Here is a 14,211-nt window from a genome sequence, read left to right as displayed (position 1 = left end):
CTCGATCCTACGAGAGCTTGCCTACGACTTGCTCAATAACAAGTACATGACGGCAGAGCTTCTGCACTTAGATGGTAATCGGCCAGCTGTACATCGCCTTCCCTGCGATTTCACGACTCCGAGCTTCATCATGCATGGAGAGACCGACGGGATGGCACCGTCGTTTTAACGATAGTAACTGGTGCAACGCGACTGATTCGAAGGATAAAACCGCGATTGTCTGGACGGGCCTCATGCACGAGATCTTCAACGACGCCGCCCGTGATCAAGTCGTCAACAAGACCCCGGGTGGATTAACGCTCAAAATAAAATTAAGGAATGACCGCTCTTGAGGCCGGCGCCATCACGAGTCCGTGGGCTGTCTCAAACAGCCGTTGAAAGCAGCCATCTTGGCGCCGACCTCGAGCCATTCCTTGGCCGGATCGGAGGTTGGCATGATCCCCGCTCCTGCATATAAGCGTATCTGTCGTGAGTCGTCGCTGAACTGTCCGCAGCGCAACGCAAGCGCCCATTGCCCCGATCCATCGGAACTCATCCAGCCAACCGGGCCGGCAAACCGTTCGCGGTCCAGGCTCTCTACCTCGGCGATGAGTCGGTAAGCACCTTCTCTGGGCGTGCCGCACACGGCGGCGGTGGGGTGCATAGCGTCAACAATTCGCGCCGCGTTGGACCCGTTCACCCGAGCGGTGACATCGGTTGCTAAGTGCACGACATTGGGCAGCTCGAGGCGGAACGGACCTCGAATTGTGGCGTCACTTAAGCCCGCCTCGGTGAGCTTGCCAGTGACCGAGGCGACGGCAAGTTCGTGCTCGCGGCGTTCTTTGAGGTTGGACAACAGCTCGTCGGCCCATTCAGGTTTGCGGGTGCCGGCCAGGACACGGGCACGAAACAACCCATCCCGGCAGTCGACTAGTAGTTCTGGCGTGGCCCCAACGAGGCCGTCATGGCTGTAAGTCCAGCACCCTGGGAACTGTGAAGCCAGACGTGACGCTACGGCGGTTCGGCTCACTGGCGCGTCGGCCTCGACGTCGACTGCTCGAGCTAGGACGACTTTCTCAAGTTCGGAATCCTCTCGCAGACGGCGGGTGGCTGCCTTGACCGAGGCGGTCCACTGCGCTTCGGATATGGCTGGGGCACTGGTGTAGATGTGAGGAGGTTTCAGATAGAGATCGCGACGTGTCAGCGACGAGGCATCTCCGGTGACCATGGTTGGCGATCCCAGGTGTTGACGAGCGATGAGTACCTGCGGCACGACGAGGAACCCTTCCTGCGTTTTGGAGAAAGGAAAGGATCCGAAGGCGACGACGTGGTCGTTGGCCCATGACGCCATGTGGTGCCACGCGCATTCCACGGCCCGGTGCCCCGAGGCGACGAATCGCCGTTGGACCCCCCAACCAACCATGGCTGGTACATCGTCGGAGTCGGGGGCGAGCCAGATCCACGGATCGATGCCGTCGGGCACCCAATGCAGGACCTCGGCTAGCCACTCCGCACCAGGGAGGGTGGAGATGGCGTCGGAACATGAAAGTGTGGGCACGAAGCCTGACTCTAGCCGTAGCCAAGAACGCAACAGTGCCATACCGCGGACACCAGGTTAAGAAGCGGTCAGAAAAGTGACGGGAGATGATTGGCATCGTAACCTGCCCGCAATCCCTTCACCGCTGCCACGCGCTCCCATCCGAAAGTGCCTGAGCTATCAGGCGACGTGCTCTCGCCCGATCTATTTTGCCCGAAGCCAACAGAGGCAGGGAAGACGTCTCAACAACAACTCGCGGCGCATGGGTGCGCTCTAATCTGGCGGCCACCGCGTCGCGCAGAGCCTGCTCTCCCCGCCATTGCCGACTCGGTACGACCAGAGCCGCCACAACCTGGCCCCACGTCTCGTCGTCCATCCCGACGACGATGCCGTCGAGCACCATCTGACTGGCTCGGATATGGCTGAGGACCTCATGTGCTGAGATTTTCAGCCCGCCGGAATTGATGGCGTCGTCGACACGGCCGTCAATGATAAGCCGTCCGCCTGCCCAATGGCCCAGGTCCTGAGTGCGCAGCCAAGGCCCTACCGGCCCTTCGTCGAGATAGCCGCTCATGACCATCGGGCCGGCAATCGAAAGTCGGGAATCGTCCGCCACCTCGATTCGTACCCCCTCAAGCGGCACACCATCGTAGACGCACCCCCCACATGTTTCACTCATGCCGTAGGTCACGGTCGCTGGAATACCGAGGTCGCGGGCCTTCTCCAATAGGGTGGCGGTGAGGGGTGCGCCACCCACCAGAACCGCCACACACCGAGCCAGCGTCGCAGAGCATCGCGGGTCGTCGACGAGGTGGGCCAACTGGGTGGGTACCAGCGAGATCGCCACCCGACCGTCGGAATGACGCTTTTCGGCCTGTTCGATCGCCGCAGTCACCGAGGGTGGGTCAACGTGACCTTCGATTGTCACGACGTCTCGCCCGTCGGCGACAGCGCGGGCCACGACCTGCAATCCAGCAATGTGGTGTGGGGGAAGGCCCAGTATCCACGTGCATGGGCCCCCTAGACGTTGCCGCGTCGCTGCTCCCGATGCCCGCATTTGGCCGGCAGACAATCCGACGAGGCGCCCGGTTCCCGTCGTCGATCCCGAGGTCCGCACAACCAACCCGACTTCTTCGGGCAGCCACACGACCCGATCCTCAACATCGTGCACCACGGCCGGGGGCAGTCTGTCATCGCCGACTGGTACCAAGACTGACGTCTCCCCGTCCAAAAAACGCGCCAGTCTTCCCATCAGCCAGGTGACGTCGGTAGTGGTGCGCCCCACTCGCACGACGCGCACCCGCGACGTCTCGGCAATTGACATGACGATCCCCTCCGTGGTTCCAGTCGAAATTAAAAGTAATATGGGTAAGGTGACCAGTCGGGCTCGCGATACTCGAGGAACGCGTCGCGTCCCTCTTGGGCTTCGTTAGTCATATATGCCATCCGAGTAGCTTCCCCAGCGAATGCCTGCTGACCGGCGATGCCGTCGTCGACCATGTTGAACGCGTACTTCAACATTCGGATGGCTTGCGGGGATTTACCAGCAACCGTCAGGCCCCACTCAACGGCGGTGTTCTCCAGCTCAGCGTGGTCAACGGCCCGGTTGATGACGCCCCACTTCTCGGCCTGTTCGGCGTCATATGTCTCGGCGAGGAAGAAGATTTCGCGGGCTCTCTTGTCGCCGATCTGGCGTGCCAGTAGGGCCGAACCGTATCCGGCATCGAAGGAACCGACGTTGGCGTCGACTTGCTTAAACCTGGCGTACTTGCGGCTAGCCACGGCCATATCGGCTACCACCATGAGGGAGTGCCCGCCGCCGGTCGTCCACCCGGGGACGGCGGCGATGATGGGCTTCGGGGTGGCGCGCATGAGGCGCTGTACCTCAAGGATGTGGAGACGCCCCAGCCGTCCTTTGGTGATTCGCTCCCTGCGAGCGTCGGTGGCTAGGTCCTCGTCACCGGCGGCTTCCTGTGACTCGTACTGGTACCCAGCGGCTCCACGGATGCGCTGGTCGCCTCCCGAGCAGAAGGAATACCCGCCGTCTCGCGGGGAGGGGCCGTTGCCAGTGAGGATGATTGCTGCAACGTCTGGGGAGCAACGGGCTGCGTCGATGCAGCGGTACAGCTCATCAACGGTGTGCGGACGGAAGGCGTTACGGATCGCCGGGCGGTCGAAGGCAATGCGCACCACCGGTAGATCTTCTCCAGCCGGGGTGTGGTCAGATTTGCCCCGCGACACGAGGCGATGGAAGGTCATGTCGGTCAGCGGGTCACCGGGAAGATCAACATTTCGCCAGCGAGCTGGATCAAAAGTGTCGGAAACGAACGGAAGGGTGCTCACCCGATGGAAGCTACCACTCTTACTTGGGATGACGAGCTAGCCACGACGCCGAAATGACGCCGCCGATCGCCCCGCCGAGGTGGGCTTGCCAGGAGACTCCCGCCGCGCCGGGCAGTACCCCCCACAGCACTGATCCGTAGATGAGGAATACGACGATCGCTACCAGGATGTCGCGCAATCTCTTGGTGAACAGGCCGCGGACCAGCAGATAGGCTAACCACCCGAAGACTATTCCGGACGCGCCTAGAGTGATTGTCCCAGGAGAGTTGAAACACCACGCGAAAAGGCCCGAGCACACCATAATCATCAGCCCTGATATGAGCCAGGTTCGCGTCGACTCTAGGTACACGAGCATTCCGAGGATGAACAGTGGTATGGAATTACCCGCCAGATGTGCCCAGCCGTAATGCAGCCACGGGGCAGTGAAGATCTCCCACAGTCCCTGCCCGGTCCAGGAATGGATACCGAAGTGATCAAGGGTATTGCCAAGCATGGTGTCGATGGCCTCGAGGATCCACATGATCGCGACGGCGACGGCCATCACGCCTGCGCTGCTGGCGATGGAGTTGGTGCGGCGCGGGGGTTCGGCCTGACGCCGGCGGACAGGGGCAGACGACAGAGGCGGGTAGTAAGTCATGTACCCAGTGTGTCAAAGAAGAATCAAAAAATTCTGTGATTTTGTTCACATGGTGCCCGTTGGTGTGGCTCTACCGTTCCCCCATGTCGGATGCCGCAATAGTGGCGGAAGGCCAAGGAAGACCATAGGAGAGACCAGCAGGATGTCTTCGAACCTGCCCAGAGCATCGTCGACAATGCCTGGGGTCTTAGGCTGGAGAATAAGGCCGAGGTCGGCTCAATTGCGTACTGGGAGGAGCAGGTCCAGGAGCTGGGATGATCGGTGGCGCGGGATAAAGTTCTCGAGGATTCGAATAAGCTCTTCTTTAAGTGGTTCACCGGCGTTCAAGCCAACATTGTCACCAACGCGGTGGGAAATCACCTCAGTACTGCACGCCGCAATAAGCTGGCCCTTATTTGGGTCGGCGAGGATACCGACGAGGTGCGTACTTATTCTTATTTCGCCCTCAACTGAGAAGTCGAGCAGATGGCCAATGTTCTTAAGGCTATGGGCGTGCGCAAGGGTGATGTCGTCGCCACTTATCTGTCCCGTATTCTGGAGATCTCCTTTGTCATGCTGGCCTGTGTCAAGAGCGGTGCCGTGCATTCGGTGGTCTTCGCGGGTCATTAGGCGCCTAACGCGTGTATTGACGGTTCGGAGTCGAAGGTCGTCAACACCGCTGGCGGGCCATGGATTAACGGTAAGGTCTTCCCGATGAAGCAGATCATCAACGGCGCCGTGAAATTCTCCCCAACGGTTGAGAATGTCATTGTGGCGCGCAACGCCAGTTCCGAGGTCTCGATAGATTCAATTCGTGACCACTGGTGCGACGAACTGTGCAAACTTCCGATCGCTAAAGGCAAGGGCGAGTTCGTTCAGGTGGACTTGAGGATCCACTGTTCGTCCCCTGCGCCTCTGGTTCCACCGGCAAACTGAAGGCTACCGTTCACACCCACGGTGGCTACCAGGCTGGCACCTACGTCACTCTCGAGCAATGCTTTGATATCAAGGAGGAGGACTACTGGTGGTGTACCGCTGATCCGGGCTGGATTACCGGCCATTTCTATCTTGTCTACGGCCCGCTGCTTAGCGGTGCCACCGTTTTCGTGCATGAGGGTGGTCCGGCGTACCCATACCCTGAGGGGCAGCTTATTGGGCACTACGGCATCACGAGCTTTTATACCGCTCCAACCGCCATCCGCACTCTCATGCGCTTTGGCGACGCCTGGGGGCGCAAACACTTGCGCATACTTGGTTCGGTTGGCGAGCCCATCAACCCGGAGGCTTGGCGCTGACTCCGTGACGTCGTCGGCGACGGCAAGCGTCCGATTACTGACACCTGGTGGCAGACCGAGACAGCCATGTTCCAGATCACTACGGTGTCGTCGATGCCACTTAAGCCAGGTGCCGCTGACTGTCCGGTCTTTGGTCAAGAGGCTGTCGTTGTCGACGGGGAAGGTAACGAGTTGCCTGCGGGTAAAGAGGGCTTCCTCGTCCTCAAGGACGCGTGGCCGGCCATGGCACCCTGTATAAGGATGCGGACCGCTCTGATATTCGTGGACATGTCGCCGAAACCCTCTCGGCGCTTATAAGGGTAAGTCAGGGTAGAGAAATTATCTCAGTCCATGCCTGAGGTTTCCAAGCCTTGCACCAGGTAGCGCTGCAACACGAGGAAAACGAAGACGACCGGCACGATCGCCACCAGGGCACCGGCGAAGAGCTCGGAGTATTCGACTCCTTGACTCGTCATAAATCGACTCAAAGTGAGTTGCATGGTTGTGGTGTTCTCGCGTGCCACCAGCAGCGGCCATAGGAAGGAGTTCCAGGCACCGATGAAGGTGATCGTCGAGACCGCCGCGATGATCCCCTTAGAATTGGGGACGACAATGCGCCACATCGTCGTCCAAGGATTGGCGCCGTCGAGGTTAGACGCTTCCTCCAACTCCCGGGGGAATTCCAGCAGAGACTGACGGAACATATAGGTCGCGAATGCCGAAAACATCATCGGGATAATAAGGCCCCGATAAGAGTCAATCCAGCCAAACCGGGTCGTCATGATGAAACTTGGCACAAAGGTCACCGCCGTCGGCGCCATGAGGGTAAGCACAGTCAGACGCAGCATCACGGTGGCAGCCTTGTTGCGGTACCTCGCCAACCCGTAGCCAGCCATGAAACTGACGAAGACGGTCAGTGCTGTCTGGCCGACGGCCTGAATAGCTGAATGGATCATTGCCCCCGGCAGGTTGAGGTCAGTGTCTGAGAAAAGGTCACGCAGGACCGAAAAGTCGAGGTTATCGGGCAGCCACTGCCAGTCAGAGGATACGAAGGCATCAGAGCTGGTGAAAGCATTGCGGAAAATGACATAGAAAGGCAACAGGAACAGCAGGGACAGGATAAATAGCACGATAATCTTGAGGCCGTGCAGAATGTGTCCGGGGCGGTTCGTAACCATATGGGGGCATTCCTCAGCCATGGGACACCTCTCGAGGTCCTGCTCGCTTGATGGCCTTCCTTTCTCGGCGCTCCTGCCCGTTCATAAGCCAGTTTTGAGCTAGTCCGAAAAGGACGATGATGGCGGTGAGGATGACGGTTCCGGCGCCTCCCATGCCGAGGTCCTGATCGGCGCCGCCGACGCTCACGAGGTACAGGTGCACTAGCGGGGGGCGGGCGTAGGGTGGGTACGTGCCCGAAGAGGACAACAGATTGTAGAACTCGTCGAAGGCCTGGAAAGCGCCGATGAGCAGTAGCATGAGGACGGCAGCACTCATCCCGCGCAGCTGTGGCATGGTGACGTGACGCAAAGTTGCCCATCGCCCGGCGCCGTCAATGGCAGCCGCTTCATAAGTGTCGGTAGGGATGCGGTTGAGTCCCGCGGTGAGCAGGATCATGTAGTACCCGATCTGGAGCCACAGCCGAAGTGAGATTAATGCGATCCAGTACCAATAGCCGACGCCTGATAGCCAGTCGATGTTGGTTCCACCGAACTTACGCAGCAAGGAATTTGCCAGGCTGAAGCGGGCCCCATTGAAGAAGCTGAGGCGCCAGACCATCGCCGCGACGACGTAGGAACAGGCCGTCGGGATGAAGAAGGACGATCGGAAAAAGGCCCGAAAGCGATTGACGTTGTTGAGCGCCAAGGCCAGGGCCAAGGAACAGGCGTAGGTGAGCGGGACGATGAAGATCGCGAAGATGGCGAAAACCAGCATTGAGTTGCGGAACAGGGTGTCCGACAATAAATTTTGGTAATTCGCGAAACCGACGAACTTCGTGGGGGACAGCGTAGCTTGAGCATCGAAGAACGATAGGTACGCGCTCCATAGAATCGGGATGTAAACAAAGACCAGTAACCCGGTAAGGAATGGCGCAACAAATAACGCGAACCAGAGATTGTGCCCCTGACGCCCCCGAAACCGCCGCCAGAAGCTGCGAGCCGGGGGTTTCGAGACTGTACTCATTTGCTGACGCGTTTGAGTTCGGTTTTGGCAGTCGACTGCACTTCCGCGAAGGCTGATTTTGGGTCGGCGCCCTTCTTGACGACGTTGGTAAATGCGGCAGTGTAGGCGTCAGAAATCTTTGAGGTCCAGAAGAGGCTCGTGGCCTTGCCGTGCTTGTCGACCATCTCAGCGGCCTCCTTGCCAGCGCCGCTACTGATCTGTGAGCATTTGTCAGTGAGATCAGGTTGCGACGGGATATGGGTGCCGTAGGAGTTGACAAAATCGACTTGCTTATCCGTTTGGTCAATCCACAGCCACTTGACAAACTTTTTAGCAGCCTCAACGTCGTTGCTGACTTCCTTGGCGGCAACGCAGGATCCGTAGGCGCCGAAGACCACTGTTTGCCTACCGGACTTGCCGATGGCCGGGAACGGGATGACGCCGAAGTCGTCCTTCCATTTCTTGGAGATGTCGCTTAGGGACCATAGACCGCCCCACTGCATGGTGGTCTCGCCATTGACGAAAGGGGATGAGTCGAACCAATCTTTGGAGGCGGCGGTCAGTAGAGCACCGGACTTGTAGAAATCACGGTAGGCAGCAACGCCGTCAAAGAAGGCTTGTTCCATGAAGGCGACGTCAGTGTGATCGGTGTTGAGCTGCTCGAAGCCGGACGACCAGATGAGGAGGTTGCCCAGCACACCAACGCCTCCGTCATTTCCGGCAAAGAATCCGCCCATGTCCCTGGTCTTGACAGCTTTAGCCGCCTCGACAAGCTGCTCGAAGGTGGTCGGAGCCGAGAGCTTGGCCTTTTCCAGTGCGGATTTACGGTAGTAGAGGAGCTGCATATCGACGACCTGCGGGATGGCATAGATCTTGCCATCGAGCGTCATACGATCGAGGACTGGCTGGGAGAATTTTGACTTGGCGTCACCGATGACCTCGGTGAGGTCGACGACTTGACCTCTTTGGATCATATCGAGGGTGGCGCCGTATTCTGATTCGAAGACGTCCGGAATGCCAGAGCCAGACAGCAAGGTGGTGGCGAGTAGCTTCATGTAATCGGTGCCAGGATTCCACTTCACGGTGACGGTAGCGTCTTTGTAGTCTTTGGCGTAGCGCTTGACGGCCTGCTGAACGCCCCTCTCGCCGTACTCGTGGTACCACTGGACGATCTTTCCGGTGCCGCCGGACGTGGCGCTGGAATTCGAACCGGTTGAGACGTCACCGGTGTTCGATCCGCACCCAGTCAGGACTGCAGCAGTGGCCATGCCAGCGGATGCACTAAGGAAATGACGGCGAGAAAACCCCATAACGACAGCTTAATCCTCTAACTGTTGAAAATTCACGCGTCGAGGCTGGTGCCTGCCATGTGGATACTTATCAGAATAAAGCTGTCTAGATCGTCGTCTCGCCGCCGTGCCACGATGACGTGCGGAGTGAATCGTGTGGTTATGGTCCTAGCAGACGCCTTGTGCAACTACAGAGGCAGGCATCAGGTGGCATCATGCAAGACGCACCTTGTGCCCCCGCATGACAAGGAGGACCATGACGCACTCCGACAGTAGCTTTCCAGAGCTTCATCCAGCTGACGGGCCATGGAGTATCTATCTCCACGTTCCCTTCTGCGTGTCGCGGTGCGGGTACTGCGACTTCAATACCTACGTGCTGTCGGCGATGGGGAATGTCGCGGTGGCGGGGTATCTGAAGGCTGTCCACCGGGAACTCGAATTGGCTGCGGATGTGCTGGGGGCTGGTCAGCCTCCAGTGTCAACGATCTTCTTTGGGGGCGGAACGCCGACGATGCTCTCCCCGGTCCAGCTGGGGGAACTCGTCGATCACATCCGTACGTTGTGGGGGACTGACCTCAACGCCGAGATCACCACAGAGGCCAATCCGGAGACTCTCAGTGGAGAGGTCCTTGCCGGTCTCTTGAAAGCCGGGATCAATCGGTTGTCCATGGGAATGCAGTCCGCCGACGAGTTCGTCTTGACGGTCTTAGATCGTCGCCACCGGCCGGGACGTGCCGTCGAGATGGCACAGCTGGCACGTCAGATGGGTTTCGACGACGTCAGTTTGGATCTCATCTTCGGCGCTCCGGGGGAGAGCCTCGATTCGTGGTGGCACAGTCTTGACGTCGCGTTGACGGCTGAGCCGGACCACATTTCCGCATACTCCCTCATCATTGAAGAGGGAACTCGGTTGGCGGGCCGAATTCGTCGGGGAGAGTTGCCGATGACTGACGAGGACGATCTCGCAGACAAATACCTGCTCGCTGAGAGGATCCTCACCGAGGCTGGGTACGTCAACTACGAGGTTTCGAATTGGGCCCGTCCTCGCAATGGCCGTGACCATCGTTGTCGGCACAACATGGCGTACTGGCTGGGGCACGACTGGTGGGGAGTTGGTCCGGGGGCCCATTCTCACATTGCCGGCACCCGATGGTGGAACGTGAAACATCCTGCCACCTACCGGAGTCTGCTACGTGAGCGGAAGCTGCCTGTTGACGGCTATGAGGTTCTCGACGATGTGCAGCGCCATGAGGAGACGGTGCTTCTTCGGTTGCGCCTGTCTGATGGTTTGCCTATGACGGATCTGCCTAGGGTTGAACGTATGCGGGCTGCCAAGGTCGTTGAGCAGGGGCTAGGGACGATTGAGGAGGGGAGGCTGGTGCTCAACTTATCTGGCCGAATGGTGGCTGACCGGATCATCGCCGATCTCCTTATCTAGCAGTCTTCATCTAACAGTTTCGCCAGGTCGGTTGTCTGAACGGCTTGTCGTCATGGCCATGCGTGGCAATACAGTGACTACCGTGATTGACCCGTACTCTCACGATGTCCTCGCAAGCGGCTGGCGCACCTCCCACATGAAGAAGAGTGTTGACGTGCCACTGGAACTTGACGTGGTCGTTGAGGATCCTTCCAGCGGATACGTGGGGGCCGTTGTCGCGTGGCAGAACGGCCTGGTTGTGCTTGAGGACCGCAAGGGCAAGCGTAAATCCTTCCCTATCGGTCCGGGATTCTGGGTGGACGGTCAACCCGTCAATCTCTGTATTCCCCCTCGGCAGGGCAGTGCAAGCGTCAACCACACTGCGTCTGGGTCCATTGCCGGCAGGGCTGAACCGGCCCGAGTCGCTCTTCCTAGCCGGATATACGTCGAGGGACGCCATGACGCTGAGCTCGTCGAAAAGATATGGGGCGACGACCTGCGCCACGTCGGGGTCGTTGTGGAGTACATGGGTGGCATAGACGACCTCGTCGGGATCGTCGCCGAGTTCAAACCTGGTCCGGGGTATCGCCTTGGTGTGTTGGTCGACCATCTCGTCGCTGGCACTAAAGAGTCGCGGGTAGCGGACGATGTGCGTCGTGGTGGGTATGGCGAGTGCGTCATGATTACCGGTCATCGCTTTATAGACATTTGGCAGGCTATTAAACCTCAGCGCATTGGCTGTCAAGAATGGCCTGAGGTCCCGATGGACGAAGACTTTAAACTCGGCACCCTGAAACGTCTCGGTCTGCCTCACTCGACCCAAGCTGACGTCGGTAAAGCCTGGCAGGCCATGCTGGCGCGAGTGCGCGACTGGCACGATTTGGACCCCCGGTTTAACACCGAGATGGAGAAGCTCATTGACTTTGTCACATGCGACCACGTCGACGAGCTGGGAGATGAGGAGATGGCATGAGTATCGATGTCGACACGGTGTCCGACCTCATCCGGGACGTGGGTGCCAGGGTTATCGATACTCGGTTTCGGGCCCTTCACGATCACCAGATCCATCAGAAAAAGCCTGGAGACTTCGTTACTGACGCTGATCGTCAGGCCGAACACGAATTGGGGGCCGCTCTGATGAAGTATGTCGGAGGTGTCGTCGTGGGAGAGGAATCAGCCTTCGCCGACCCGACGATCCTTGCGGCTGTTCCCCATGCTGACCTGGCCTGGGTCATCGACCCCATTGATGGCACCAAGAACTTCGTGCGCGGGTCTGTCGATCACGGCGTTATGCTTGCTCAACTCAACCGGGGTGAAACAGTCCGAGGATGGATTTGGCAGCCACAACACGGACACATGTGGTTCGCTGAGCGCGGCACTGGAGTGACATGTGACGGCGATGAGGTGACACGTGGGGTTTCCCACTCTCCAGTTCGGGCTGCGACCACCCATGAGGCCTACAAGATTGCCTCACCGGTGGTGGAATGGCGGATGGCGAAATGGTGCTGTGCGGTGGACTATCCGCTGGTGTGCCTGGGCGAGAACGACGTCACCGTTTATCAGCATTCTTACCCGTGGGATCACCTTCCTGGCGCACTCATGGTACGTGAAGTCGGTGGGGTCGTACGCACCGTCGATGGTGTTGAATATGGGCCGCAGGAGACCTCGGGAAAGCTTGTTGCTGCTGATGAAGAGGCTTACGAGACGGTTGCCGGGCTGTTGCGCTGAGTTGTCCAAGTTGTGGCCTCAGGATAGTTGGGGAGGGATGTGTCGTCCCACCGGAGTGAGCGGGATATTCATGGGGACTCGCTCGGCAAGCCGGGCGCGCTGATTCATAACGGTGGTCGCGTCAATGGGATGGCCGTGCCCAGGAACATAAAGGCCGGCCCCGTCGGTGCCAGTAATGACCGAATCGATCGCTCGCGGCCAACCACGGACGTCGGTCGTCTCGTCAGATTGTGGCTCCCCGGCGGTCTCCACGAGGTCCCCGGCGAAGGTAATCTTTTCGTCGCGCACAATGACAATGAGGTCGCCGTCGGTGTGGGCCGGGCCAGGATGGATAACTTCGGCGCCTAATCCGCCCAAGTCCACATACGCCATGAGAGAGACGGGGTGGTCGACATGGAGGTCGGGGCAGTGAGCTAAGGCGGCTTCGTGCATCCATACTTCGGCGTCGTTGATCCCAGATAGGCCACCGCTGTGGTCATAGTGGTGATGGGTGACGACGATCCGATCTACGGGACGGCCCAGCATGCACACCGCAGACATCGCCAAGGAGTGCCCCTGCTCGGGAGTCGATCCGGTATCGATGAGGAGGACGTGGTCCTCGCCTGCTACGAGCCCGCAGGTAACGCTCTCCGGTTCGACAGTGGTCGTCCACACCCGAGTTGTGAGGGCGGACCATTGGGGGGTCTCGGGATTCGTCGACATGGCCACCAGTCTGGCACGTCTGCAGGAATGCGCTGCCAACGAGAGCCGCCGGAGGATTAAGGGCGAACGCGATAAGGTGGCACTCGGCACTCGAGAGTGCCAAAGTGGGATGTGCATCCAGTCGAATCGTGTGAGGAGGGGTTGTGCTCGACGACCGCAAGCTCGACGTGCTCAAAGCCATCATCGCCGATTACGTCTCCAGCAAGGAGCCAGTTGGTTCAAAAGCCCTAGTGGAACGCCACGGGTTGCGCGTTTCCCCGGCTACCATCCGTAACGACATGGCGGTGCTAGAGGAGGAGGGGTACATCACCCATCCCCACACCAGTGCCGGGCGGATCCCCACAGACAAGGGGTATCGCCTCTTTGTCGATCGCATTGCCACCCTCAAACCGTTGTCGGCGCCTGAGCGTCGAGCCATCCAGGCATTTATGACTGGGGCGGTAGACCTCGACGACATTGTGCGCCGTACTGTGCGTCTGCTTGCTCAAATCACCCACCAGGTCGCGATCATGCAATACCCGGTGGCGACGACGGGGACGATTCGTCACCTGGAATTGGTGAGTTTGTCGACCGACCGCGTCCTCATCGTGCTCATCATGTCGTCGGGATCGGTGGAGCAGCAGATCGTTGAGCTTCCCGGCCACGACGAGCAGAATCTCGCTGCACTTCGCACCCGGCTGAATGAGGCACTCGTCGGATTGACAGTCGTTGAGGCGGCTGACTCCCTCAACCGGCTTCTTGACGACCTGGGGCCGGCCGAAGGGTCGCTAGCGGCCTCGGTGATCGCCACCATTCTCGAAATCCTCGCCGTCGACCCATCTGCTCGGGTTGTGGTCGCTGGGGTTCCCAATCTCACCGTATTCGGTGCACAGTGGGAGACGACAGTGCGTCCCGTCCTGGAGGCCCTTGAAGAGCAGGTCGTCCTCATGCGACTGCTCGGCGAGGCGACTGCGGGGGAAGCCGGCGAGGTCACGGTTCGCATAGGTGCCGAGAACACCGATGTGCCTTTCCAATCGACCTCGCTGGTGGCGAGCACCTACGGACCCGAAGATGCCTTGTCAAGTCTTGGCGTCGTCGGGCCCACCCGAATGGACTACCCCTCAACCATGGCAGCTGTGCGAGCCGTGGCCCGTTATGTGGGCCGGTTCCTGGCAGAAGGATGATTC

The 14,211-nt window shown here is 59.3% G+C and carries 15 protein-coding genes and 1 pseudogene; 8 read left to right on the top strand and 8 right to left on the bottom strand.

The genetic code is table 11. The features are described 5' to 3' along the window. Nucleotides 1-343: 343 nt before the first annotated feature. The 4 genes from F1563_RS02785 to F1563_RS02770 all read right to left on the bottom strand — a co-directional run bounded on the left by F1563_RS02785 (nucleotide 344) and on the right by F1563_RS02770 (nucleotide 4,400). Nucleotides 344-1,579 carry an isochorismate synthase gene (locus F1563_RS02785; RefSeq protein ID WP_002546770.1) on the bottom strand — a complete coding sequence of 412 codons (1,236 nt, stop codon included), beginning with the start codon at nucleotides 1,577-1,579 and terminating at the stop codon, nucleotides 344-346. A gap of 76 nt (nucleotides 1,580-1,655) precedes the next feature. Then, the gene (locus F1563_RS02780) at nucleotides 1,656-2,840 is read right to left on the bottom strand and encodes an AMP-binding protein (RefSeq protein WP_002527507.1); all 1,185 of its coding nucleotides are present in this window, start codon (nucleotides 2,838-2,840) and stop codon (nucleotides 1,656-1,658) included. A gap of 29 nt (nucleotides 2,841-2,869) precedes the next feature. Further along, nucleotides 2,870-3,859: a 1,4-dihydroxy-2-naphthoyl-CoA synthase gene (locus F1563_RS02775; RefSeq protein ID WP_007433727.1), complete on the bottom strand. Its 990-nt coding sequence runs from the start codon at nucleotides 3,857-3,859 to the stop codon at nucleotides 2,870-2,872. Nucleotides 3,860-3,878: 19 nt separating this feature from the next. Beyond that, a complete protein-coding gene (locus F1563_RS02770) occupies nucleotides 3,879-4,400 on the bottom strand; it encodes a rhomboid family intramembrane serine protease (RefSeq protein WP_002546771.1) in 522 nt (173 codons plus the stop codon). A 357-nt stretch (nucleotides 4,401-4,757) separates the two neighbouring features. On the opposite strand from F1563_RS02770, the gene F1563_RS13450 reads away from it, so the two are divergent. The 4 genes and pseudogenes from F1563_RS13450 (at nucleotide 4,758) to F1563_RS14860 (ending at nucleotide 6,067) form a co-directional block, all read left to right on the top strand. Further along, on the top strand, nucleotides 4,758-4,949 hold the full coding sequence (locus F1563_RS13450) for a hypothetical protein (RefSeq protein ID WP_002527504.1): 192 nt from the start codon (nucleotides 4,758-4,760) through the stop codon (nucleotides 4,947-4,949). Between the two features lie 12 nt (nucleotides 4,950-4,961). Beyond that, nucleotides 4,962-5,105 (top strand): AMP-binding protein, encoded by a 144-nt coding sequence (locus F1563_RS13815; RefSeq protein ID WP_002527503.1) that lies wholly within the window; start codon nucleotides 4,962-4,964, stop codon nucleotides 5,103-5,105. Nucleotides 5,106-5,189: 84 nt separating this feature from the next. Continuing rightward, a complete protein-coding gene (locus tag F1563_RS13985) occupies nucleotides 5,190-5,411 on the top strand; it encodes a hypothetical protein (protein WP_002527502.1) in 222 nt (73 codons plus the stop codon). Continuing rightward, nucleotides 5,372-6,067 (top strand): annotated as a pseudogene (locus F1563_RS14860) (AMP-binding protein). Before F1563_RS13985 ends, F1563_RS14860 begins: the two are co-directional and overlap by 40 nt. 26 nt (nucleotides 6,068-6,093) lie before the next feature. Here the strand turns inward: F1563_RS14860 and F1563_RS02750 are convergent. The 3 genes from F1563_RS02750 to F1563_RS02740 are packed head-to-tail and all read right to left on the bottom strand — an operon-like array spanning nucleotide 6,094 to nucleotide 9,219. Beyond that, complete coding sequence (locus tag F1563_RS02750; protein WP_002527498.1) at nucleotides 6,094-6,948, bottom strand: carbohydrate ABC transporter permease; 855 nt, start codon at nucleotides 6,946-6,948, stop codon at nucleotides 6,094-6,096. After that, nucleotides 6,941-7,930, bottom strand: coding sequence for a carbohydrate ABC transporter permease (locus tag F1563_RS02745; protein ID WP_002527497.1), 990 nt, complete (start codon nucleotides 7,928-7,930; stop codon nucleotides 6,941-6,943). The genes F1563_RS02750 and F1563_RS02745 overlap by 8 nt, the downstream gene beginning before the upstream one ends. Continuing rightward, nucleotides 7,927-9,219: an ABC transporter substrate-binding protein gene (locus F1563_RS02740; protein WP_007433730.1), complete on the bottom strand. Its 1,293-nt coding sequence runs from the start codon at nucleotides 9,217-9,219 to the stop codon at nucleotides 7,927-7,929. Before F1563_RS02740 ends, F1563_RS02745 begins: the two co-directional genes overlap by 4 nt. Nucleotides 9,220-9,454: 235 nt before the next feature. On the opposite strand from F1563_RS02740, the gene hemW reads away from it, so the two are divergent. The 3 genes from hemW (at nucleotide 9,455) to F1563_RS02725 (ending at nucleotide 12,343) form a co-directional block, all read left to right on the top strand. Further along, nucleotides 9,455-10,636, top strand: coding sequence for a radical SAM family heme chaperone HemW (gene hemW / locus F1563_RS02735; protein WP_172623557.1), 1,182 nt, complete (start codon nucleotides 9,455-9,457; stop codon nucleotides 10,634-10,636). A gap of 73 nt (nucleotides 10,637-10,709) precedes the next feature. After that, on the top strand, nucleotides 10,710-11,588 hold the full coding sequence (locus F1563_RS02730) for a DUF3097 family protein (protein ID WP_172623588.1): 879 nt from the start codon (nucleotides 10,710-10,712) through the stop codon (nucleotides 11,586-11,588). Beyond that, complete coding sequence (locus tag F1563_RS02725) at nucleotides 11,585-12,343, top strand: inositol monophosphatase family protein (RefSeq protein WP_002527493.1); 759 nt, start codon at nucleotides 11,585-11,587, stop codon at nucleotides 12,341-12,343. The genes F1563_RS02730 and F1563_RS02725 overlap by 4 nt, the downstream gene beginning before the upstream one ends. A gap of 18 nt (nucleotides 12,344-12,361) precedes the next feature. On the opposite strand, the gene F1563_RS02720 is transcribed toward F1563_RS02725, so the two are convergent. Next, on the bottom strand, nucleotides 12,362-13,045 hold the full coding sequence (locus tag F1563_RS02720) for an MBL fold metallo-hydrolase (RefSeq protein ID WP_002546773.1): 684 nt from the start codon (nucleotides 13,043-13,045) through the stop codon (nucleotides 12,362-12,364). Nucleotides 13,046-13,188: 143 nt separating this feature from the next. Here F1563_RS02720 and hrcA point away from each other — a divergent pair, with 143 nt between their 5' ends. Beyond that, on the top strand, nucleotides 13,189-14,208 hold the full coding sequence (gene hrcA / locus F1563_RS02715) for a heat-inducible transcriptional repressor HrcA (protein ID WP_002527491.1): 1,020 nt from the start codon (nucleotides 13,189-13,191) through the stop codon (nucleotides 14,206-14,208). Nucleotides 14,209-14,211 lie beyond the last annotated feature (3 nt).

Origin of the sequence: Cutibacterium modestum (assembly GCF_008326345.1) — a bacterium.
Classification (GTDB): Bacteria; Actinomycetota; Actinomycetes; order Propionibacteriales; family Propionibacteriaceae; genus Cutibacterium; species Cutibacterium modestum.
The sequence above is the reverse complement of the archived record's forward strand: the minus strand, read 5'-3'. Positions and strand labels throughout refer to the sequence as shown.

What these genes read in the sequence shown, in the direction of transcription:
- F1563_RS13815 (WP_002527503.1), top strand. Translation starts at nt 4,962, where the DNA reads ATGGCCAATGTTCTTAAGGCTATGGGCGTGCGCAAGGGTGATGTCGTC.
- F1563_RS02720 (WP_002546773.1), bottom strand. Translation starts at nt 13,045, where the DNA reads ATGTCGACGAATCCCGAGACCCCCCAATGGTCCGCCCTCACAACTCGG.
- F1563_RS02740 (WP_007433730.1), bottom strand. Translation starts at nt 9,219, where the DNA reads ATGGGGTTTTCTCGCCGTCATTTCCTTAGTGCATCCGCTGGCATGGCC.
- F1563_RS02785 (WP_002546770.1), bottom strand. Translation starts at nt 1,579, where the DNA reads ATGGCACTGTTGCGTTCTTGGCTACGGCTAGAGTCAGGCTTCGTGCCC.
- F1563_RS02770 (WP_002546771.1), bottom strand. Translation starts at nt 4,400, where the DNA reads ATGGCCGTCGCCGTCGCGATCATGTGGATCCTCGAGGCCATCGACACC.
- hemW (WP_172623557.1), top strand. Translation starts at nt 9,455, where the DNA reads ATGACGCACTCCGACAGTAGCTTTCCAGAGCTTCATCCAGCTGACGGG.
- F1563_RS02750 (WP_002527498.1), bottom strand. Translation starts at nt 6,948, where the DNA reads ATGGCTGAGGAATGCCCCCATATGGTTACGAACCGCCCCGGACACATT.
- F1563_RS02780 (WP_002527507.1), bottom strand. Translation starts at nt 2,840, where the DNA reads ATGTCAATTGCCGAGACGTCGCGGGTGCGCGTCGTGCGAGTGGGGCGC.
- F1563_RS02745 (WP_002527497.1), bottom strand. Translation starts at nt 7,930, where the DNA reads ATGAGTACAGTCTCGAAACCCCCGGCTCGCAGCTTCTGGCGGCGGTTT.
- F1563_RS13985 (WP_002527502.1), top strand. Translation starts at nt 5,190, where the DNA reads ATGAAGCAGATCATCAACGGCGCCGTGAAATTCTCCCCAACGGTTGAG.
- F1563_RS02725 (WP_002527493.1), top strand. Translation starts at nt 11,585, where the DNA reads ATGAGTATCGATGTCGACACGGTGTCCGACCTCATCCGGGACGTGGGT.